The organism is Nocardia sp. NPDC055165, from assembly GCF_053606985.1.
In genome coordinates this window covers 79,965-100,296 of the sequence record NZ_JBSGSS010000018.1, presented here as the reverse complement: position 1 = coordinate 100,296, position 20,332 = coordinate 79,965, and the positions used below count along the sequence as shown (strand labels likewise).

General features: G+C 68.2%; 17 protein-coding genes. 15 read left to right on the top strand and 2 right to left on the bottom strand.

Annotated features, from left to right (window positions below; all coding sequences use genetic code 11):
• Positions 1-27: 27 nt before the first annotated feature.
• From ACWFRF_RS29670 to ACWFRF_RS29630, 9 genes are all read left to right on the top strand, one after another.
• Complete coding sequence (locus tag ACWFRF_RS29670) at positions 28-1,239, top strand: MFS transporter (RefSeq protein ID WP_452453467.1); 1,212 nt, start codon at positions 28-30, stop codon at positions 1,237-1,239.
• 5 nt (positions 1,240-1,244) lie between these two features.
• A complete protein-coding gene (locus ACWFRF_RS29665; protein WP_387445866.1) occupies positions 1,245-2,480 on the top strand; it encodes an aminotransferase class I/II-fold pyridoxal phosphate-dependent enzyme in 1,236 nt (411 codons plus the stop codon).
• The gene (locus ACWFRF_RS29660) at positions 2,477-4,042 is read left to right on the top strand and encodes an acyl-CoA carboxylase subunit beta (protein ID WP_378993055.1); all 1,566 of its coding nucleotides are present in this window, start codon (positions 2,477-2,479) and stop codon (positions 4,040-4,042) included. The genes ACWFRF_RS29665 and ACWFRF_RS29660 overlap by 4 nt, the downstream gene beginning before the upstream one ends.
• A complete protein-coding gene (locus ACWFRF_RS29655; protein ID WP_452453417.1) occupies positions 4,039-6,036 on the top strand; it encodes an acetyl/propionyl/methylcrotonyl-CoA carboxylase subunit alpha in 1,998 nt (665 codons plus the stop codon). Before ACWFRF_RS29660 ends, ACWFRF_RS29655 begins: the two co-directional genes overlap by 4 nt.
• 41 nt (positions 6,037-6,077) lie before the next feature.
• Entirely contained in the window at positions 6,078-7,673 is a 1,596-nt protein-coding gene (locus tag ACWFRF_RS29650; RefSeq protein ID WP_452453415.1) for an ABC transporter substrate-binding protein, read from the top strand.
• A gap of 6 nt (positions 7,674-7,679) precedes the next feature.
• Positions 7,680-8,684 carry an ABC transporter permease gene (locus ACWFRF_RS29645; RefSeq protein ID WP_452453414.1) on the top strand — a complete coding sequence of 335 codons (1,005 nt, stop codon included), beginning with the start codon at positions 7,680-7,682 and terminating at the stop codon, positions 8,682-8,684.
• Entirely contained in the window at positions 8,681-9,523 is an 843-nt protein-coding gene (locus tag ACWFRF_RS29640) for an ABC transporter permease (protein ID WP_378993062.1), read from the top strand. The genes ACWFRF_RS29645 and ACWFRF_RS29640 overlap by 4 nt, the downstream gene beginning before the upstream one ends.
• Positions 9,520-11,307, top strand: a complete 1,788-nt coding sequence (locus ACWFRF_RS29635) for a dipeptide ABC transporter ATP-binding protein (protein ID WP_452453411.1) — start codon at positions 9,520-9,522, stop codon at positions 11,305-11,307. The genes ACWFRF_RS29640 and ACWFRF_RS29635 overlap by 4 nt, the downstream gene beginning before the upstream one ends.
• A gap of 71 nt (positions 11,308-11,378) precedes the next feature.
• Complete coding sequence (locus ACWFRF_RS29630) at positions 11,379-12,164, top strand: helix-turn-helix domain-containing protein (protein ID WP_378993066.1); 786 nt, start codon at positions 11,379-11,381, stop codon at positions 12,162-12,164.
• A 17-nt stretch (positions 12,165-12,181) separates the two neighbouring features.
• Here the strand turns inward: ACWFRF_RS29630 and ACWFRF_RS29625 are convergent, their stop codons facing one another.
• Together ACWFRF_RS29625 and ACWFRF_RS29620 are read right to left on the bottom strand one after the other, a co-directional pair.
• Positions 12,182-12,802 carry an alpha/beta fold hydrolase gene (locus ACWFRF_RS29625; RefSeq protein ID WP_378993068.1) on the bottom strand — a complete coding sequence of 207 codons (621 nt, stop codon included), beginning with the start codon at positions 12,800-12,802 and terminating at the stop codon, positions 12,182-12,184.
• Positions 12,803-12,806: 4 nt separating this feature from the next.
• Complete coding sequence (locus ACWFRF_RS29620) at positions 12,807-12,962, bottom strand: hypothetical protein (protein WP_378993069.1); 156 nt, start codon at positions 12,960-12,962, stop codon at positions 12,807-12,809.
• A gap of 149 nt (positions 12,963-13,111) precedes the next feature.
• Between ACWFRF_RS29620 and ACWFRF_RS29615 the strand changes: the two genes are divergently transcribed.
• The 6 genes from ACWFRF_RS29615 (at position 13,112) to eutC (ending at position 20,266) form a co-directional block, all read left to right on the top strand.
• Positions 13,112-14,314 carry a transcriptional regulator gene (locus ACWFRF_RS29615; RefSeq protein WP_452453409.1) on the top strand — a complete coding sequence of 401 codons (1,203 nt, stop codon included), beginning with the start codon at positions 13,112-13,114 and terminating at the stop codon, positions 14,312-14,314.
• A gap of 87 nt (positions 14,315-14,401) precedes the next feature.
• Positions 14,402-15,919, top strand: a complete 1,518-nt coding sequence (gene adh, locus ACWFRF_RS29610) for an aldehyde dehydrogenase (RefSeq protein WP_378993073.1) — start codon at positions 14,402-14,404, stop codon at positions 15,917-15,919.
• Positions 15,919-16,296, top strand: coding sequence for a DUF779 domain-containing protein (locus ACWFRF_RS29605; protein ID WP_378993074.1), 378 nt, complete (start codon positions 15,919-15,921; stop codon positions 16,294-16,296). Before adh ends, ACWFRF_RS29605 begins: the two co-directional genes overlap by 1 nt.
• A 161-nt stretch (positions 16,297-16,457) precedes the next feature.
• The gene (eat, locus tag ACWFRF_RS29600) at positions 16,458-17,885 is read left to right on the top strand and encodes an ethanolamine permease (RefSeq protein WP_449963542.1); all 1,428 of its coding nucleotides are present in this window, start codon (positions 16,458-16,460) and stop codon (positions 17,883-17,885) included.
• Positions 17,886-17,957: 72 nt separating this feature from the next.
• Entirely contained in the window at positions 17,958-19,370 is a 1,413-nt protein-coding gene (locus tag ACWFRF_RS29595; protein WP_452453406.1) for an ethanolamine ammonia-lyase subunit EutB, read from the top strand.
• A 59-nt stretch (positions 19,371-19,429) separates the two neighbouring features.
• A complete protein-coding gene (gene eutC / locus ACWFRF_RS29590; protein ID WP_452453465.1) occupies positions 19,430-20,266 on the top strand; it encodes an ethanolamine ammonia-lyase subunit EutC in 837 nt (278 codons plus the stop codon).
• Positions 20,267-20,332: the final 66 nt, after the last annotated feature.

The window sequence follows — 20,332 nt, the reverse complement described above, 5'->3', positions numbered from 1 at the left end:
GCTCGGCCATAGGGGAGTGCATTGTCTGTGCAAGCGGAAACCGGCGAAATTCCGGCTTCCGCGGCAACACGCCGAGCAGTTGTCACAACGGCATGTGTCGCGGTCGCGGTCGCCCAAATGGCGACCACCATCTACCTGCCGAGCATGCCTGCGCTGGGCGCCGACATCGGCGCCGGCGACAGCGTCCTGCAGCTGTCGGTGGCCGTGTTCGTGGTGTTCGCCGCGCTCCCGGTCGTCGCGTGGGGAAGGGCGGCGGAACGGTTCGGCCGGGTTCCCGCCTTCGTCGCGGCCGGGCTGTGCTTCGTCCTCGCCAGCGCGGGCCTCGCGCTGATCACCAACGCCCCGGAGTTGCTCGGGCTGCGCGTGGTCCAGGCGATCGGGGCGGGCGGGATCGCGGTCGTCGGCCGGATGATGATCAAGGATCTGTTCACCGGCGCGGAGCTCGCGCGCCAACTCGCGCTGCTGTCGATGGCGTTCGTCGTGGCGCTCGGCGGCGGGCAGGTGATCGGCGGCATCGTCACCTCGACGGTCGGGTGGCGGTACGGATTCGTCGTGCTGGCCGTGCTCGCGGCGGTGCCGGTCGCCTTCGCCCTGCGCATCTCACTGCCCCGACGCGAAACCGGGCCGAAAGACAAAGGCACAGCCAGACGCCTTTTCACCGACCGGATCTTCGTCGTCAGCGCGGTGGCGGGCGGCATCGGATTCGCCGTCATCGTGATGATCCAGCAGAAGTCCGCGTTCATCTTCACCGACCGTTTCGCGCTCGCACCGTGGGCGTTCGGCCTGTTCGGCGTCTTCTACGGTGCCGCCTACCTCGGCGGCGCGACCTACGTCCGCCGGCGTGTGCGACAGGTGGGAGCGCACGCCATGATGCGCCAGGGCGCGGTGATCATGCTCGCGGGCTGCGTGCTCGTCACCGTCGTGTGGGCCGTCGATCTGCCCCGGGCGATCGCGCTGCCGGTCTTCCTCGCCGGGTACGTCACCACGACCTTCGGCCAGGCGACGCTGTTCCCCAACAGCGCCGCGCACGCTGTCAGCCACCTCGCCACCGGAGCCGCCATCGCCGTCTCGTGGTGCGCGCTGGTGCAGCAGGGCCTCGCGGGCATCGCCTCGCTGGCAGGCCCCACCCTGTCCGGGCTCCTCGCCTGGTCCATCGCCATCACCCTGCTCGCCGCGGTGAACGTACTCGTCGTCGCGGCGCCCGAGAAAACTGACGCACCCTCGCCAACAAAGGAATGAACGGAATGGCCAGAAACCAATTCGCAAATATCCGCAGGCAGTTGCAACTGAGCAACACATTCTGGGACGACAGCACCACGCACGGACTGGTCGACATCATCGCCGATGATATGCGGGAGGGAATTGTCCATTCCCGCGACGGTCGAACGATCGTCAACTTCTCGTCCTATTCCTATCTCGGTTTGGACAGCGATCCACGAATCATCGAGGGCGCCCATCGCGGGCTCGACGAAACCGCGACGATCAATTCTTCTATTTCCCGGATGCGCATCCGGCTCGGTCTGCTGGAGGAGGCCGAACAGCGGCTCTCCCGGACCTTCGGCGCGCAGGCGGTCACCGTGTCGTCGTGTGCGGCCGCCGCGTGGGCGACCTTGCCGCTGCTCGCCTCCGGTGAGCTCACCGACGGGCACCCGCCGCTGGTGGTCTTCGACAAGAACGCGCACTTCTGCTTGAACGCGATGAAGCCGCTGGTCGCGGACGAGACCGAGTTGGTCACGATCGAGCACAACGACATCGCCGCCCTGGAAGAGTTGTGCCGCACGCATTCGCACGTGGCCTATGTCGCCGACGGGGTCTACAGCACCGGCGGCGGCGCACCGCTCGCCGAGTTGCACCGGCTCCAGGATCGATACGGCCTGTTCTTGTATTTCGATGAGGCGCACGGCATTTCGACGCTGGGTAGCCACGGCCGCGGATACGTTCTCGGAGCCTACGAGGGCTGGCGGGAACGAACCCTCGTGATCGCCTCGCTCAACAAAGGCTTCGGCGCCAGCGGCGGCGTGATCTTCTTCGGCGCGGCGGGCGACGCGTCCCGCACGCCCACCCTGTTGCGCACGAGCGGCCCGCTGATGTGGTCGCAGCGTGTCAACACCGCCGGACTCGGCGCGATCATCGCCGCCTGCGACCTCCACGACGACGGCACCGTCGACCGGCTCCAGGTCGCGCTCCAGGAACGGGTCCGCCTGTTCGACTCGCTGGTCGACACCGACCTCGCCGGTGACGGCCTGCCGATCCGGTTCGTGAGCATCGGGCAGGAGGACGTCACCGTCGCCGTGGCCCGGGACATGCTCGACGCCGGTTTCTACACCTCGCCGGTGTTCTTCCCGATCATCCGCCGAGGCAGCGCGGGCCTGCGCTTGATGCTGCGGGCCGACCTCGACCCCGACACGATCCGCCGCTTCGCCGACACCCTGAGCTCGAGTCTCGCCGCGCATCAGGACCGGGAGGAACTACCAGCATGACCGCCGTCATCGAGAACACCCTCGGATTCGAAGCCCAACGCGCCCTGCTGCGTGACCACACCGCCGAGATCGTGGCGCCGCGCCGGCGCCACGGTGACGCGAAACTGCCGGTGCGCGAACGGGTCAACCGCATCCTGGACCCGGGGACACCGTTCCTGGAGATCGGTCGCCTCGCCGCGCACGAGGTCTACGACACCGATCTGCCCGCGGCCGCGCTGATCGTCGGCATCGGCACCATCCACGGCAGACCGTGCATGGTGTTCGCCAACGACCCGCACGTGAAGGGCGGAACCTTCTATCCGCTCACGATCAAGAAGCACCTGCGGGGGCAGAAGCTGGCCAGGGAGTACCGCCTGCCGTGTGTGTATCTGGCCGACTCGGGCGGGATCTACCTGCCGTTGCAGGAGGAGATCTTCCCCGACGAGGAGCACCTCGGAAAGATGTTCCGCAATATCGCGGAGATGTCGGCCCTCGGCTTGCCGCAGATCTCGGCCGTGCTCGGCATCTGCACGGCGGGTGGCGCCTACATCCCGGCGATGAGCGATGAGACCGTGATGGTCAAGGATCTGAGCACCGTCTTCCTCGGCGGGCCGCAGCTGGTGGAGGCCGCCACGGGCGTGGTGGTCGACGCGCAGACTCTCGGCGGCGCCGATCTGCACGTCCGCGACACCGCGGTGGCCGATCACCTCGCGGCGAACGAACTGGAAGCGCTGGCCATGGTGCGCGACATCGTGTCCCGTACCCCCGGTGACCGTGTGCATCCGCCGGCCTTCGAGGCGCTCGAGCCCGCCGACGATCCGGCGCGGCTGCCGGATCTGATTCCGGCGACCACCAAGAAGGAGATGGACGTCCGCGCGATTCTGCGCTGCGTGGTCGATGCCACCTCGTGGGTCGAGTACCGCAAGGACTACGGCATCACGATCGTCTGCGCGACCGCCCGGATCGCGGGTTACGAGGTGGGGATCATCGCCAATCAGGGCGTGATCTTCCCCGACAGCGCGCTCAAGGCCACCAACTTCATCCAGATCTGCGAACAGCGCCGCATCCCACTGTTGTTCGTGCACAACGTGAGTGGGTTCATGGTCGGCGAGGAGTACGAGCGGGCCGGAATCGCCAAACACGGCGCGAAGATGGTGAACGCGGTCTCGTGCGCCACGGTGCCGAAGATCTCGCTGGTGATCGGCGGCAGTTTCGGCGCCGCCAATTTCGCGATGTCGGGGCGGTCGATGGGCGGCCAGTTCATGGCGATGTGGCCCAACGCCCGCTCCACCGGGGTCGGTGGCGAACAGGCAGCGGCGGTGATGGCGATCCTCAAGCGTGACCGGCTGCGCCGCGAGGGCAAGGAGCTCAGCGCCGCCGAGGAAGCCGCCATCAAGCAGCCGATCATCGACAGCTTCGAGCGCCAATCGCTGCCGACCTACATCGCGGCCCGCATGTGGATCGACGCCGTGGTCGAACCGGAGGACACCCGCTCGTGGTTGGCACGGTGCCTGTCGCTGGCGCACGAGCGCTGGGATCGGCCGCAGCCCGCGGGTTCGAACTTCGGGGTGTTCCGGCTGTGATCTCCCGACTACTCATCGCGAACCGGGGCGAGATCGCCGCCCGGATCGCCCGCACCTGCGATCGCCTCGGCATCGAGTACGTGACCGTGAGCGTGGCGGCGGACCGGTCGCTCACCTATCACGCGGCGGCGGTCTCGACCGTCGCGCTGCCCGAGGGGTATCTCGATATCGAGGCGCTGGTGCACGCCGCGACCGAAACCGGTTGTGACGCGGTACATCCGGGATACGGGTTCCTGTCCGAGAACGCCGAATTCGCGCGCGCGGTCCGGGCTGCCGGATTGGTGTTCGCCGGCCCGAGTTCCCGGGTGATCGAGACGATGGCCGACAAGTCCTCCGCGCGCCAGGTCATGGCCGAGGCGGGTGTGCCGGTACTGCCCGGCACCGTGCGGGCGAGCGAAGACCTCGACGCCCTGGTGGACGGGGCAGCCGACATCGGGTACCCGCTGATCGTCAAGCCCGCGGGCGGCGGTGGCGGCAAGGGCATGTCGGTGGTGCGCTCGGCCGCCGGACTGCGCGAGGCACTGGCATCTGCATCCCGCACCGCGACAGCGGCTTTCGCCGACGGCCGCCTGCATCTGGAGCGGTACGTCGAGCGCGCACGTCACATCGAGGTGCAGGTCTTCGGCGACGAATTCGGCCACGCTGTTCACCTTTTCGATCGCGACTGCTCGCTGCAACGGCGGCATCAGAAGGTGATCGAGGAGGCCCCGGCCCCACGGATTCCCGATGCGGTGCGCACAGCGATGTTCGCCGCCGCGGTGCAGGGGACGAAGGCTCTGCAGTACGTGGGCGCGGGAACTTTCGAGTTCCTGCTGGTCGGTGACGAGTTCTTCTTCATCGAGATGAACACGCGCTTGCAGGTGGAGCACACCGTCACCGAGGAGATCACCGGCCTCGATCTGGTGGAGTGGCAATTGCGGGTCGCCGCGGGCGAACCGCTGCCCGCCGAGCAGGCGGACATCGCGTACTCGGGCGCTTCGGTGCAGGTGCGGATGTACGCCGAGGACCCGTTCCGGTCGTTCCTGCCGTGCCCTGGCGGGCTGGAGGTCACCCACTGGCCGGATGTTCGCGTCGAACGCGCCTTCACCCGCCGGCTCGATGTCAGCGGCGGGTTCGATCCGATGATCGCCAAACTCGTCGCCACCGGCACCACCCGCGACGACGCGCTCGCCGCCGCACGGCGAGCATGCGAAGACATTCGCTGGCAGGGTATTTCGACCAACCTCGGTTTCGTCGCGCGTGTGCTCGCCGCACCGATCGTCGCGGCCGCCGAGCACGACACCGCCTATCTGGACCGGATCGATCCGGTCGCCGAGTTCGCCGATCCCGACGAACTGAGCGCCCTCGCGGTGGCCGCCGCGCTGACCGCGCCCGACCGTGCGACACCATGGTCGACCGGGGCGCCTGGAGGTGATCGGGCCTGGCTCGATCCCGCCGATCGCGACCTCGGCAGCCTCGATCTGTCGGTCGACGGGCGCGCCTTCACGGTGCGAGTCGGCGGCTACGAGGGCGACGCGGTGCTCGTGCGCGAGGGAACCGTCGACTCGAGCGGCACCGCCGCGCAAGCCACCACCGGCCCTGATGCCACCACCCGGCCGACGACCGATGTGGGCATCACCGCTCGGCGAACCGACGGCGACACGATCACGGTCGGCTCCACCCCCTGCGTCGTTCGACGCGACGGCGAGGGCTGGAGCTGCCAGGTAGCCGGGGTTTCCCGGCAGGTGCGCTACGCCGAATACCGCTCGCTCGGCACAACGGCGACGGATCCCGAGATCCGCTCGCCCATGCCGGGCACCCTCGTGCAGCTCCACGTCGAATCGGGCAACCCGGTCGAGAAGGGACAGCTGCTCGGCGTGGTCGAGGCCATGAAGCTCGAACACGAACTGACCGCCACCCATGCGGGGATCGTCACCGTGACCGCGGCCGAAGGCGCCGTGGTCACCACAGCTCAATCACTGTTTCTCATCGAAGAGAGGGGCGCCGCGCTGTGATGCGACATCGGCGACTACTTGCCACAGCTCTGGTATCGGCGGTGGCCGTGCTGGCGACCGCGTGTGGTGGAACGGACACCGCGGCACGCGAATCGGCGCAACCGGTCAGCGGCGGCTCGTTGACGTGGGGGGTGGAGACCGAGCCGACCACGTTGAACCCGCACCTCAACGGGCAGAGCAATACGCACCTGATGTTGCGCAACGTCTTCGAGTCGCTCCTCGCGCGCACCACCGAGGGCGGTTTCGTCTCGTGGCTGGCCACCGGCCACGAGATCTCGCCCGACGGGCTCACCTACACCTTCCCCCTGCGTGAGGGCGTGAAGTTCACCGACGGCAATCCGCTCACCGCGACCGCCGTGGCGCGCAACTTCACCACGATGCAGGACGTGTCCTATTCCGGCGGCTGGTCCGCCGGGCCGCTGTCCCACCTGGCCGCGGTCACCGCCCGCGACGAACGCACCGTGGTGTTCACCCTGAAGGACCCGTACGCGCCGTTCCTCGACTTCGCCGCCGGTTTCCCCATCATCTCCTCGGCCGCGTGGGACAAGCCGCAGCTCAAGGCCGGTGGGCCGGAGATCGCGGGGACCGGTCCGTTCATCCTCGACCGCTACGTGAAGGGTCAGGAACTGCACTTCCGCAAGAACCCCGACTACAACTGGGCGCCGCAGAGCGCCAAGCATCAGGGTCCGGCCTACCTCGACGAGGTGACCTACCGTTTCCTGCCCGAGTCGTCGGTGCGCACCGGCGCGCTCACCTCCGGTCAGGTCGACCTCATCGAAGGCGTCTCCGGCAACGACGCCGCACTGTTCCGGGACAATCCCGACTTCACCTATTCGACCGGGCTGAACAACGGCAGCCCGTACACGCTGTACTGGAACGCGACCTCCGGCCCGGCCACCGATCAACGAGTCCGCAAGGCGCTCAACAACTCTGTCGACGTGAACGCGGTGCTGCAGTCGATCTATCGCGGCGAGCGCACCCGCGGCTGGGGCATCGCCTCCAGCGTCGACACCCTGTTCTACGACAAGAGCATCGAGGGCGCCTACGGCGCCGACAAGACCGCCTCGAACCGGCTGCTCGACGAAGCAGGCTGGACGGCAAAGGATTCCGACGGGTTCCGGACCAAGGACGGCCAGCGGCTCACCATCGAACTGGTGCAGGCCCAGTCGACGGTGCGCGATCAGCGTGAGGTGCTGTTGCAGGCGGTGCAGGCGCAGGCCAAGCAGAACGCGGGCATCGATCTGAAGCTGTCCTACGTCGACCTGGGCACCTACAGCGAGCTCCGCAAGAAGAACGCCTTCGGGTCGATCGCCAACTCCGACACCATCACCGGCGGCATCGACATCGAGAACCACTGGTACCCGCCGACGCCGCTGGGCACGCTGAACTACAGCCGCGCCACCGATCCCGAACTGTCCACCTGGCTGCGGGCCGCCGCCTCGACCACCGACTCCGCCGAGCGGGCGAAGCAGTACGCGGCGTTGCAGCGCTTCGCGATCGTCGACAAGGCCTACGGGCTGCCGCTCTACATTCCCGAGAACCAGATCGCGACGGCGGCCCACGTGTACGGCGCGGGATACCGTCCGTACAAGCAACTCGCGGAGAACGCGTACGACATCTGGGTCGATCGTGGATAGGCGACGATGACGACGGAAGCGATCTCACCGGACGTCGTGACCGCCACGGGGGCCGGCGATGCTCGCGTCGGCACAGCCAAACGAATTGTGCTGCGGTTGCTCACGGGTCTCGGCGTGCTGTGGGGTGCGACCACGCTGTCGTTCCTCGGTGTGCGGCTGGCGCCGGGCGACACGGTGGACGTGTTGCTCGGCGAACAGCAGCGCACGCCGGAGGTCGAGGCGGCCATCCGCGCCGAATGGGGACTCGACAGTCCGGCCGTCGTCCAGTACGCCCGCTACCTGTGGAATGTGGCGCACGGGGATTTCGGCCGCTCCTACGTGTTGCAGCGGCCGGTGTCGGAAGTCATCGGCTCGCAGGCAGGCCCCACCTTGGCGCTGACCGGTGCCGCGTTGCTGGTGGCGCTGGTGTTCGCGGTCGTCGTCGCGACGAGCACGGCGCAGCGGCGGCGATCGCGCGCCATCGCGAACGCGGTGGAACTGGCGCTTGTTTCGACGCCCTCCTTCTGGCTCGGCATCGTGTTGCTGTCGGTGTTCAGCTTCCAGCTGAAGATCTTTCCGGTGGCGGCGAACAAGGGGCTGTCGGCCTTGGTCCTGCCCGCACTCGCGCTCGGTCTGTCGCTGGGCGCGGTGATCTCCCAGGTGCTGCGTGACGGGCTGGAGCGAGCGCTCGACGAACCGTTCGCGGTGACGGTGCGGTCGTGGTCGGTCAGCGAGAGCGCGCTGCGGCTGCGGCACGGGTTGCGCCACGCGGCCCTGCCCGCGGTGACCCTGACCGGCTGGTTGGTCGGCGGATTGCTGGGCGGTGCGGTGATCATCGAAGAAGTCTTCGGTCGACCCGGCCTGGGGCGGGTGACCGTCGAAGCCGTTCTTGCACAGGATCTTCCAGTGGTGCTCGCGGTGGCGATCCTCTCGGCGTTCGTCTACGTGGTGATCAGCACGCTGGTCGACCTGCTCTACCTGTGGCTCGACCCACGCCTGCGCCGTGACTCACGCAATGGAGGGGATCGATGACGGCCACCCGAGTACCGCACGCACAGGGCTTCGCCGTCGCGCCGGGCGTCGCGGTCGCCGCGCTGACCGTGGGACTGGTCGTGATCGCGGTGGTCGCACCTTCCCTGCTGACCGGTGCCGATCCGCTCGCCGCCGATCCCCTTGCCGCCCAACTGCCGCCGAGTGCGCAGCATTGGTTCGGCACCGATCACCTGGGCCGCGACGTTCTCACCCGGGTCATCCACGGTGCGCGCTACTCGCTGCTGATCGGCGTCACCGCCGTCGCGATCGCGGTGGTGGCGGGCACGGCGCTCGGCCTGCTGTCCGGGCTGGCGCGCGGGCCGCTCGACGAGCTGATCACCCGGTTCCTCGACGTGGTCTCGGCCTTCCCCGATCTCCTGCTCGCACTGGTCCTGATCTCGTTCACCGGCCCCGGCACCACGAACCTGATCTTCGCGCTCGGCATCGCCTCGATCCCCCGGTTCGCCCGCGTGGTGCGCGCGCAGACCCTCGTCGTGCAGGAGTCCGGGTATGTCGAACAGGCGAGGACTTTCGGGCTCACCAGGGCAACGCTGGTGCGGCGGCACGTCCTGCCGCACGCGGTCGCGCAGGTCCCGATCCTGGCCACCATCGGCCTCGGCACCGCGATCCTCGGCGCGGCCGGTCTGAGCTTCCTGGGGATGGGCCCGCAGCCGCCGGAACCGGAATGGGGCGCGATGCTCGCCGAGGGACGTAACTATCTGCGCAATGCCTGGTGGATCGCCGTGCTGCCCGGCGTGGCGGTGACCGCCACGGTGATCGCGGTGAGCTCGCTCGGCCGGCACTGGCAGCGGCACTACGACGGAAGGCCATCGGTATGAGTCTGATCGCGGTCGAGAATCTGCGAGTCGGGTTCGCAGGCAAGGAAGTGGTACACGGCATCGATCTGCGGATCGAGCCGGGCGAGGCCGTCGCCCTCGTCGGTGAATCCGGGTCGGGCAAATCGGTGACGGCGCGCGCGCTGGTCGGCCTGGCCGGTCCGGGCGCAGGCGTGCGGGCCGACCGTCTCGAACTCTTCGGGCAGGACGCGCGCAATCATCGCGATCGGCAGTGGCGGCGAATCCGCGGCAGCGACATCGGATTCGTACTCCAGGACGCGTTGGTCTCCCTCGATCCGCTGTACTCGATCGGTAGGCAACTCGCCGAAGCGCAACGCGCGCTGACCGATCTGCGCGGGCAGGCACTCACCGCCCGCAGCGTGCGACTGCTCACCGATGTCGGTGTCCCCGAACCCGAACTGCGGCTGCGCCAATATCCCCACGAGCTGTCCGGCGGACTTCGCCAGCGCGTGCTGATCGCGACAGCGCTCGCAGGCGATCCGCGACTCATCATCGCCGACGAGCCGACCACAGCGCTCGATGTGACTGTCCAGCAACAGATCCTCGAGCTGCTCCGTGCACGCAAGGCCGAAGGCACGGCACTGCTCCTGATCAGCCACGACTTGGCAGTGGTTGCCGAGGTGGCCGACCGGGTGCTGGTCATGCGGGAGGGGGAGGTCGTCGAGGAAGGCAGCACACACGACGTACTGACCCGTCCGGAGCATCCGTACACGAAGAAGCTACTGGCGGCCGTACCCTCCGCCGCCTCGCGCGGTTCGAAGCTGGCGGTTTCCGGCCAGCCCGCCGAGCTACCCCCACCCCACCCCACCTCGCCACCGCCGAAGGTCGCGGGCGCCACCGCATCGCCACGGCCGAAGAACCCGACTGCCACCGCAACGCCGGAATCGGAGCCGGTTCGCGCCGCGTCGACGGCAAGCCGAACCAGCGGGCACACAGAGGAACCCGGGTTGCGCGAGCCATTGCCGCCGCGCTCGGTCGACAACACCCGGGTCGTGCTCTCGGTCCGCAACCTGCGCAAGACCTACGGCTCCGGATCGGCCGCCCGCACCGTGGTCGACAACGTCGACTTCGACCTGTTCGGCGGCGAAACTCTGGGCATCGTCGGCGAATCGGGTTCGGGCAAGACCACCACGGCCCGCCTCGCGCTGCGGCTCATCACACCGTCGTCCGGACGGGTGGTCGTCGACGGCGAACCGTGGAGTGAGCTCTCCGACAAAGCATTACGGCCGCTGCGTGGCGCGGCGCAACTGATCGCCCAGGACCCACTGAGCTCGTTCGACCCCCGCTACACCGTGGAGCGCGTCATCGGCGAAAGCCTCGACACCGTCGATCTGCGTGGCAGAGCCCGCACCCAGCGCGTCCGCGAGATCCTCGACGCGGTCGGTCTCGCCCGCGACCTGCTCCCCCGCCACCCCCGCACCCTCTCCGGCGGCCAACGCCAACGCGTAGCCATCGCCCGCGCCCTCGCCCCCAACCCCGCCCTCCTGGTCGCCGACGAGCCGCTGTCCGCCCTCGACGTCTCCGTCCAAGCCCAGATCCTCGACCTACTCGCCGAACTCCAATCCGAGTTCGGCACCGCCCTGCTGCTCATCTCCCACGACCTCGGCGTCGTGCACCACCTCGCCGACCGCGTCCTCGTCATGAAAGACGGCAGGGTCGTCGAATCCGGCGAAGCGGATTCCGTCCTGCGCTCACCCCAGCACGAATACACCCGCCAACTCGTCGCTTCGGTCCCCCGCCTCCCCGAGGCCGCCGATCGCCGATGACCACCACAGCGACGCCGACCCGAATCCCCGGGTCGCGACGTCCCCGGCGACACGTCGATACCCTGGTACGGGTGAGCGTCGATACCCGTTCGAAGATCCGCGGTTCCGCGCGGATACCGACCGCGTGGGCACGGCCGGGCCACATCGGGTACATCGGGCCGGATCTGCGGCCCGATACGCACTCACCGCCGGTCGCGATGCTCACCGTGGGCCTGGACGGACCGCTGATCGTGCACACCACCCGCGGTCTGATTCGCACGGGCAGTTCCTTCGCGCCTGCCCGCACTGCCCACCGCGTCGTTGCCACGCAGGGGTGGATCCTGGTGTTGTTCATCGACCCGTCGAGTGCGCCCGCGACCATGATCGCCGACGAGATGACTTCCGCGGCAGGCACTTTCGGTCTCAGCCACCGCCGCGAGCGCGAACTCGTCGAGCTGTGTGGCCAACCCGGCGTCGACCCGGATCTACTCTACAACCGCGCCGTCGCGGGCCCGACCCTCGACACGGACGCACGCATCGCCAGGCTCGCCGCCGCGATCCGCGACCAGCCCGCCAACGCGCTGCGCGCCGACCAGATCGCCGCGAACCTCGGCCTGTCCACTGGCCATTTCCTGCACCTTTTCACCCAGCACTGCGGCACCACGTTCCGCGGCTATCAACGCTGGAACCGCATGGTCACCGCGATCACCAACGCCGTCAACGGCCACGACCTCACCCGCTCCGCCATCGACGCCGGCTTCGCCACCCCCTCCCACTTCAGCGAATCCTTCCGCGCCATGATCGGCCTGCCCGCCACCACGATGCTGCAGGCCGGCATCCACTTCGACCTGGGTGCCGGGGCCGTCCGGCCCGGATGAGCGGCTCGGCTGCGCCATCAGAGCAGCAGACGCGCCAGTTCCGCGGGACTGGACACCATGACCATGTGCCCGCCATCCATTTCGACCGGCTCGATCCCCAGCCGGGAGGCTACGAGTTCGCGCATGAAATCGGCTGGGAGGAATCGGTCGTCGCGCAGCAAGATGAACCGGGTCGGCACCTCGGGCCAAAACGCCAGCGGCCATGGGGACGTCATCGGCGTATCGGACTGGCCGCGCTCGTATTTCTCCGCCTCGGCCCGCTGCTCGGGGGTGAGCTGGTTGTAGAACACATCGTCATCACCGGAGGTCGCGTGTCCGGTGTTGGCCCACCAATCGCCTGGCGCCTCGCCAGGCGCCGGAATCATCGCCGATACCAACACCATTCGCTCCACAGGCACTCGATCGCACACCAGCGGTGCGGTGAACCCGCCGAACGAGTGCGCCACCACGACAACATCCCGGCGCGCGCCGATCGCCTCGACCACCGCGTCGGCGTATTCCGCCAACCCGGCGCTGTCGTCCTCGCTCGGCAACGACACGGGCACCGCGTCATGGCCGAGCCCGCGCAACTCGTCGGCCACCGGCCCCCAGTAACCCGCCGCGCACCCCGCTCCGGGGATCAGTATGAATGTGCTCACCTGGTCACCGCTCGACCGGTGAGTCTTCGCCGATCCGATCCTCCGAACCGAAGAACTCATCCGCGTCCCGGCACATCGTCGCGCCGTCCACCCGCGGCAACGTTCGATGGCGGGCGACCAGTTCGGCGGCACTTCGCCCGAGGCGACCTGGTGGCTCCACGGAGACAGGGTACGTCGCCGTCTCGCCGAGTCGGGCGTCTCCAGGTTTATCGGGTAGTTCGGCCTGACGAAACCGCTGCTCAGCGGGTGGCGCTGGGGCATGATGAAATGTGGAATCCTCGCCCAGTTCGTCTAGTAGGAAGAACCGAGATGGTGCAGCTCACGCTTTCCGCGCAGCGGGCTGCGCTGGAGCGGGAGTGGGCGATGTGGGTGCCGGGCGGGGTGGGGGTTTCGGGGGCAGGGGTGCGGTCCGAGGTGGCGCAGTCCTGGTCGCGGTCGTTGCGGACCGTGGATCCTGGGCGCGATCACGCGCCGGTCAGTGAGACCGATATCGGGCCACGGTGGGCGGAGTCGCCGTTGCGAGGGCCGGTGACCGAGCTGAAAGAGCAGTTGCACAGCGTCGCCGACGACGCGGGCTACGTCGCGGCGGTCACCGATGCTTCGGGGACGATTCTGTGGACATATGGCGGGCCCGTGATGCGCAGGCGCGCCGAGCAGGTGAACTTCGCGCCGGGTGGCCGATGGGACGAGGCGCACATGGGGACCAACGCCCTGTCGCTGGCGTTGCGCACCGACCAGCCGCACACGGTGTTCTCGGCCGAGCATCTCGTCGCGGCCCTGCACGGCTGGGTCTGTTATTGCGCGCCGATCCGCGCCGCCGACGGGACCCTGCTCGGCGTGCTCGACCTGTCGACGACCTGGAAACGCTCACATCCGCTGGCCATGGCCACCGTGCGCACCATGACCAGCGCCATCGAATCGAAGTTGCACGCCGCCGTGCCCGCGCCCGCCGGAATGCGGCTGACCTGCCTCGGCACCGGCCGGTTGATGCGTGACGGTCAGCAGATCCGGTTGCGGCCACGCCATCTCGAGATCCTGACCCTGCTCGCCCTCGACGACGACGGCTACAGCCACGAACGCCTGCACTACGCCGTCTACGGTGATCGCGCGGTCGGCGCGAGCACTCTCAAATCGGAGATGTCGTACCTGCGCCGCGCCACCGGCGGCGACATCACCAGTCGCGTCTACCGCTTCACCACTCCCCTGTCCTGCGACGCTGTCGACGTGCTGCGCGCCATCGAGCGAGGCGACCTGGACACGGCCGTCCGCCTGTATCACGGCCCGCTGCTTCCCGATTCGGAGACACCGGGCATCAGCGAATGGCGCGACTACCTCGAAGTCGCCATGCGTAACGCGGTTCTCAACAGCCCGGACGCGAATCACGCACTGACATACGGCGATTCCGCCCCCGACGACATCGCCGTCCACGAACACGCCCTCGCGCTGCTCCCCACCCGCGACGCACGCCGCGCCGTCGCCACCGCACGCCTGCACAGCGCCCTTCGCGCCTGATCGGTCCGGCTTCAACGTTTCATCAACCCTGAGCGGGGATAGTGATGGGCGTCACGATTCACCGGAATCAGCGAGGAGCCACCGCACATGATCTACGCCAAGCCGGGCACCGAGGGCAGCGTCGTCAGCTACGCGCCGCGATACGACAATTTCATCGACGGCAAGTGGATTCCGCCGGTCGAAGGCCGCTATTTCGAGAACACCTCGCCGGTGGACGGGCAGCCGTTCTGCGAGATCGCCCGCTCGAGCGCCGCCGATGTGGAATTGGCGCTCGATGCCGCCCACCGTGCGGCCCCGGCCTGGGGTGAGACCTCGGCCGCCGAGCGCGCCAACATCCTCAACAAGATCGCCGACCGGATCGAGGCCAACCTCGAGGCCCTCGCCGTCGCCGAGACCTGGGACAACGGCAAGCCGGTCCGCGAAACCCTGGCCGCCGACCTTCCCTTGGCGGTCGACCACTTCCGCTACTTCGCCGGAGTGCTGCGCGCGCAGGAAGGCGGCATCAGCGAGGTCGACAAGGACACCATCGCCTATCACTTCCACGAGCCGCTCGGCGTTGTCGCGCAGATCATTCCGTGGAACTTCCCGATCCTGATGGCCACCTGGAAGCTGGCGCCCGCACTGGCCGCCGGAAACGCGGTGGTGCTCAAGCCCGCCGAGCAGACCCCGGCCTCGATCATGAAGGTCGTCGAACTCGTCGCGGATCTGCTGCCGCCGGGAGTTCTCAACGTGGTCAACGGTTTCGGCGTCGAAGCGGGTAAGCCGCTGGCCTCGAGCCCGCGCGTGGCGAAGGTCGCGTTCACCGGAGAGACCACCACCGGCCGGCTGATCATGCAGTACGCCAGCGAGAACATCATTCCGGTCACCCTCGAGCTGGGCGGCAAGAGCCCCAACATCTTCCTGCCCGATGTGATGGCCGCCGACGACGACTACCTGGACAAGGCGATCGAAGGATTCGTCATGTTCGCCCTCAACCAGGGCGAGGTGTGCACCTGTCCGTCGCGCGCGCTGATCGCCTCGTCGATCTACGACGAGTTCATGGCCCGCTGCGTCGAACGCACCAAGGCGATCATCAGCGGCAACCCGCTCGACGAGGCGACCATGATCGGCGCCCAGGCCAGCAACGATCAGTTCGAGAAGATCCTGTCCTACATCGACATCGGCAAGAAGGAAGGCGCCGAGGTGCTCACCGGCGGCGCGGTCCGCAGCGTCGACGGGCTGTCCGAGGGCTTCTACATCGAGCCGACGATCTTCAAGGGCAGCAACGACATGCGCGTGTTCCAGGAGGAGATCTTCGGCCCCGTCGTCGCGGTCACCACCTTCGACTCCACCGAGGAAGCGCTCTCGATCGCCAACGACACCCTCTACGGTCTCGGCGCCGGCGTGTGGACGCGCGATATGAACACCGCCTACCGCCTCGGCCGCGGCATCAAGGCAGGCCGGGTCTGGACCAACTGCTACCACGCCTACCCCGCGCACGCGGCGTTCGGCGGCTACAAGAAGTCCGGCATCGGGCGCGAGAACCACAAGATGATGCTCGATCACTACCAGCAGACCAAGAACATCCTGGTCAGCTACTCGGCGACGAAGCTCGGCTTCTTCTGATGGTGCAGCGCGTCGACCTCACCGAGAAGGCGGCGGCGCTGCTGCGGGACCTGACCGGGCAACACGGCCCGGTCATGTTCCACCAGTCCGGTGGGTGCTGCGATGGCAGCTCGCCGATGTGTTACCCGCGTGGCGAGTTCCGGGTGGGCGGTTCCGACGTGCTGCTCGGGTACCTGCCGGGCGACACCCCGTTCTGGATGAGCGCCGACCAGTTCGAGTACTGGAAACACACCCACCTCACCGTCGACGTGGTGCCGGGCCGCGGCGGCGGATTCTCGCTCGAGGCTCCAGAGGGCGTGCGGTTCCTGATCCGCTCACGCCTGTTCACCGACGAGGAAGCGGCCGCGCTCGAATCGGCGCCGCCGCGAACCGGGTGATCTGAAACACCCGTAATCAGTTCGTTTCCGCAGGTCAGCGGTGCTCGATACGCACCGCTGACCTGACGGATCCACGGCCGTAACAGTCGTCAACCATTCTTCAACCCTCGACGATCACCGTTGCCGCCGAACGCGCTTTGCTTGTTGATGAGGAGCTCCACGTGAGTACAGAAATCAGCCCCGCCACCGGCGAGGGCGCACCGGTCGACGACTATCTCGCCAAACGCACCCTGCGCAAGGGCTCGGCGGGCTGGGTACTGCTCGCGGGCCTCGGCGTGAGCTACGTGATCTCCGGCGACTTCTCCGGCTGGAACTTCGGTCTCGCCGAGGGCGGATTCGGTGGCCTACTGATCGCCACCGTCGTCATCGCCGCGATGTATCTGGCGATGGTGCTCGGCATGGCCGAGATGTCCTCGGCACTGCCCGCGGCGGGCGGCGGCTACACCTTCGCCCGGCGCGCGCTCGGCCCGTGGGGCGGATTCGCCACCGGCACAGCCGTTCTCATCGAATACGCGATCGCGCCCGCCGCGATCGCCACCTTCATCGGCGCCTACGTGCAGTCGCTGAACCTGTTCGGGATCACCGACGGCTGGTGGGTGTATCTGGCGGTGTACGCGCTGTTCATCGGCATCCACCTGACCGGTGCGGGTGAGGCGCTCAAGGCGATGTTCGTGATCACCGGGATCGCGCTCGTCGGCCTGGTGATCTTCGCGTTCGCGGCCGTCGGCAAGTTCGACGCGGCGAACCTGACCGATATCGCGGCCGATCCCGCGGCGACCGGGTCGTCGTCGTTCCTGCCGTTCGGCTACCTGGGCATCTGGGCCGCCATCCCGTTCGCGATCTGGTTCTTCCTCGCCGTCGAAGGCGTGCCGCTGGCCGCCGAGGAAGCCAGCGAGCCGGAGAAGAACGTGCCCAAGGGCATCATCGTCGCGATGCTGTTGCTGTGCGTCACCGGCGCGGTGGTGCTGTTCCTGGTCACCGGCGCGCTCGGCGCCCAGAGCGCCTCCGCCTCGGGCAACCCGCTCGTCGAGGCGCTGGGCGACAGCTCGATGGCCAAGGTGGTCAACTACATCGGCCTGGCCGGTCTGGTCGCCAGCTTCTTCTCCATCATCTACGCGTACTCCCGCCAGACCTTCGCCCTCTCGCGCGCCGGCTACCTGCCGACCGTCCTGTCGATCACCAACTCCCGCAAGGCGCCGGTGCTGGCGCTGATCGTGCCCGGCATCATCGGCTTCGCCCTGTCGCTCACCGGCAAGGGCGCGATGCTGCTGAACATGGCCGTCTTCGGCGCGGCTCTGAGCTACGTCCTGATGATGGTGTCCCACATCGTGCTCCGCGTGCGTGAACCGAACATGCCGCGCCCGTACCGCACGCCGGGCGGCATCGTTACCACGGCGTTCGCGCTGGTCATCGCGGCCGCATCGGTGGCGGCCACGTTCCTGGTCGACCAGCAGGCCGCGCTGTGGACGCTCGGTGTGTTCGTCGCCTTCATGGCCTACTTCGGGCTCTACAGTCGCAAACACCTGGTCGCCAAATCCCCGGACGAGGAGTTCGCGGCCATCGCCAAGGCGGAATCCGAGCTCGAGTAGACCGTCGGGCACCCGGCAGCGTCGCACGCTGCCGGGCTCCGGCGGCCGAGTACATCTCTCGAAAGGGACCCGATGACCGTGTACCGCAGCACAATCGGCGTCACGACCTACACCTTCGACGGTTTGATCGACCTGATGGCGAAAGCCACCCCCCTGCGCAGCGGCGACGAGCTCGCCGGTTGCGCGGCGGCCACCGATGCCGAACGTGCCGCGGCGCAGTGGGCGCTGGCCGAAGTTCCACTCACCACGTTCCTGAGCGACGTACTGGTGCCGTACGAGACCGACGAGGTCACCCGGCTGATCATCGACAGTCACGACCGATCGGCGTTCGCGCCGATCTCACATCTGACCGTCGGCGGATTGCGCGACTGGCTGCTCGCCGTCGCCGCCGCCGCCGATTCCGCGGCGACCCTGGCCGCGGTATCGCCCGGGCTGACGCCGGAGATGGTGGCCGCGGTCAGCAAGATCATGCGCAATCAGGATCTGATCGCGGTGGCCAAGGCGGCCGAGGTGACCGCGGGATTCCGCACCACCATCGGCCTGCCCGGCCGGTTGAGCACGCGGTTGCAGCCCAATCATCCGACCGACGATCCGCGCGGGATCGCCGCCGCCACCTTGGACGGGCTGCTGCTGGGCTGTGGCGACGCGGTGATCGGCATCAACCCCGCCACGGATTCACCGCAGGCCACCTCGGATCTCCTGCATCTGCTCGACGACGTGCGCCTGCGCTTCGACATCCCGACCCAGTCGTGCGTGCTCTCCCACGTCACCACGACCATCGGTTTGATCGAGGCGGGCGCGCCGGTGGATCTGGTGTTCCAGTCCGTCGCGGGCACCGAGGGCGCGAATACCGGCTTCGGCGTGAACATTTCGCTGTTGCGGGAGGGGAACGAAGCGGCACGATCCCTGCGGCGCGGCACCGTGGGCGACAACGTGATGTACCTCGAGACCGGGCAGGGATCGGCACTGAGCGCGAATGCCCATCTGGGCGTAGGTGATCGGCCGGTGGACCAGCAGACCCTCGAAGCGCGCGCCTACGCCGTAGCCCGGGATCTGCGACCGCTGCTGGTGAATACGGTCGTCGGCTTCATCGGACCCGAATACCTCTACGACGGCAAGCAGATCATCCGGGCCGGACTCGAAGACCACTTCTGCGGCAAGCTGCTCGGCCTGCCGATGGGCGTGGATGTCTGCTACACCAACCACGCCGAGGCCGACCAGGACGACATGGACACCCTGCTCACCCTGTTGGGTGCGGCGGGTTGCGCCTTCGTCATCGCGGTGCCCGGCGCCGACGACGTGATGCTCGGCTACCAGAGCCTGTCGTTCCACGACGCCCTGTATGCCCGCCAGGTCCTGAACCTGCGGCCCGCACCGGAATTCGAGGCCTGGCTGTCGGGTCTCGGCATGCTCGACGCGAACGGCCGTGTGCGACAGGTGGAACCGCTGTCCTCACCCCTGCGAGCCCTGACAGCCACTCGATGAGCGCACCGCGTCAGCCGGACGAGCCGCTCACGACCATCGACGCAGAAACGGAACCGCCTGTGACCCCACCTGTTCCGGCCCCACCGATCGCCGCTGCGCACGAGACGCAATCGCCTGTCGCCGAAGACTTCTGGCGAGATCTTCGGGGCAGTACGCAAGCCAGAATCGGGCTCGGCCGCACGGGCGACGCGTTGCCGACGACCGACGTCCTCACCTTGCGCGCCGCACACGCCGCGGCCCGTGACGCCGTGCACCTTCCCCTCGATGTCGCGACGTTCACCGAACACATCGCCGCACTCGGCCTCGGCACTCCGGTCACCGTAGCCAGCAGGGCGGCCGATCGCGCCGAGTACCTGCGCCGCCCCGATCTCGGCCGAGTGCCCGACGATCTCACCCCCGTCACCGCCAGCGGTGCGGACATCGGCGTCGTTCTCGCCGACGGGCTGTCCCCCTTGGCACTGTCCGAGCACGCCCCCGAACTCCTCGCCGCCCTGGCAACCGAACTCGGCGATCGCTACACCCTGGCCCCACCGGTGATCGCCACCCAGGCCAGAGTGGCGCTGGGTGACCACATCGCCGAAGCCATGGGCGTGCGCACCGTTCTGGTGCTGATCGGCGAGCGCCCGGGCCTCTCGGTCGCCGACAGCCTCGGCATCTACCTGACCCACCTACCACGCCCCGGCCGCGCGGACGCCGAACGCAACTGCGTCTCCAACATCCACCCACCCGACGGCCTCACCTACGCCGACGCCGCCCGCGTGGTGGCGGGTCTGGTTGCGGGAGCCCGCGCACTGGGTCGCTCGGGAGTCGACCTCAAAGACACCTCGCGTACCGACTCGCTGGCCGCAGCCGAAACGCTGACCGTCGACGCGCCGCCGCGGGCACCGTCTCGGTGAGCTGACCCAGACACCAGCGTGACGCGGAGCACGTTCGGCATGGAACGGGGCCGATCGCTCCTTAGA

Coding starts and splice junctions, on each gene's coding strand:
- ACWFRF_RS29665 (WP_387445866.1), top strand. CDS start 1,245: ATGGCCAGAAACCAATTCGCAAATATCCGCAGGCAGTTGCAACTGAGC.
- ACWFRF_RS29640 (WP_378993062.1), top strand. CDS start 8,681: ATGACGGCCACCCGAGTACCGCACGCACAGGGCTTCGCCGTCGCGCCG.
- ACWFRF_RS29605 (WP_378993074.1), top strand. CDS start 15,919: ATGGTGCAGCGCGTCGACCTCACCGAGAAGGCGGCGGCGCTGCTGCGG.
- ACWFRF_RS29635 (WP_452453411.1), top strand. CDS start 9,520: ATGAGTCTGATCGCGGTCGAGAATCTGCGAGTCGGGTTCGCAGGCAAG.
- adh (WP_378993073.1), top strand. CDS start 14,402: ATGATCTACGCCAAGCCGGGCACCGAGGGCAGCGTCGTCAGCTACGCG.
- ACWFRF_RS29645 (WP_452453414.1), top strand. CDS start 7,680: ATGACGACGGAAGCGATCTCACCGGACGTCGTGACCGCCACGGGGGCC.
- ACWFRF_RS29615 (WP_452453409.1), top strand. CDS start 13,112: ATGGTGCAGCTCACGCTTTCCGCGCAGCGGGCTGCGCTGGAGCGGGAG.
- ACWFRF_RS29595 (WP_452453406.1), top strand. CDS start 17,958: ATGACCGTGTACCGCAGCACAATCGGCGTCACGACCTACACCTTCGAC.
- ACWFRF_RS29660 (WP_378993055.1), top strand. CDS start 2,477: ATGACCGCCGTCATCGAGAACACCCTCGGATTCGAAGCCCAACGCGCC.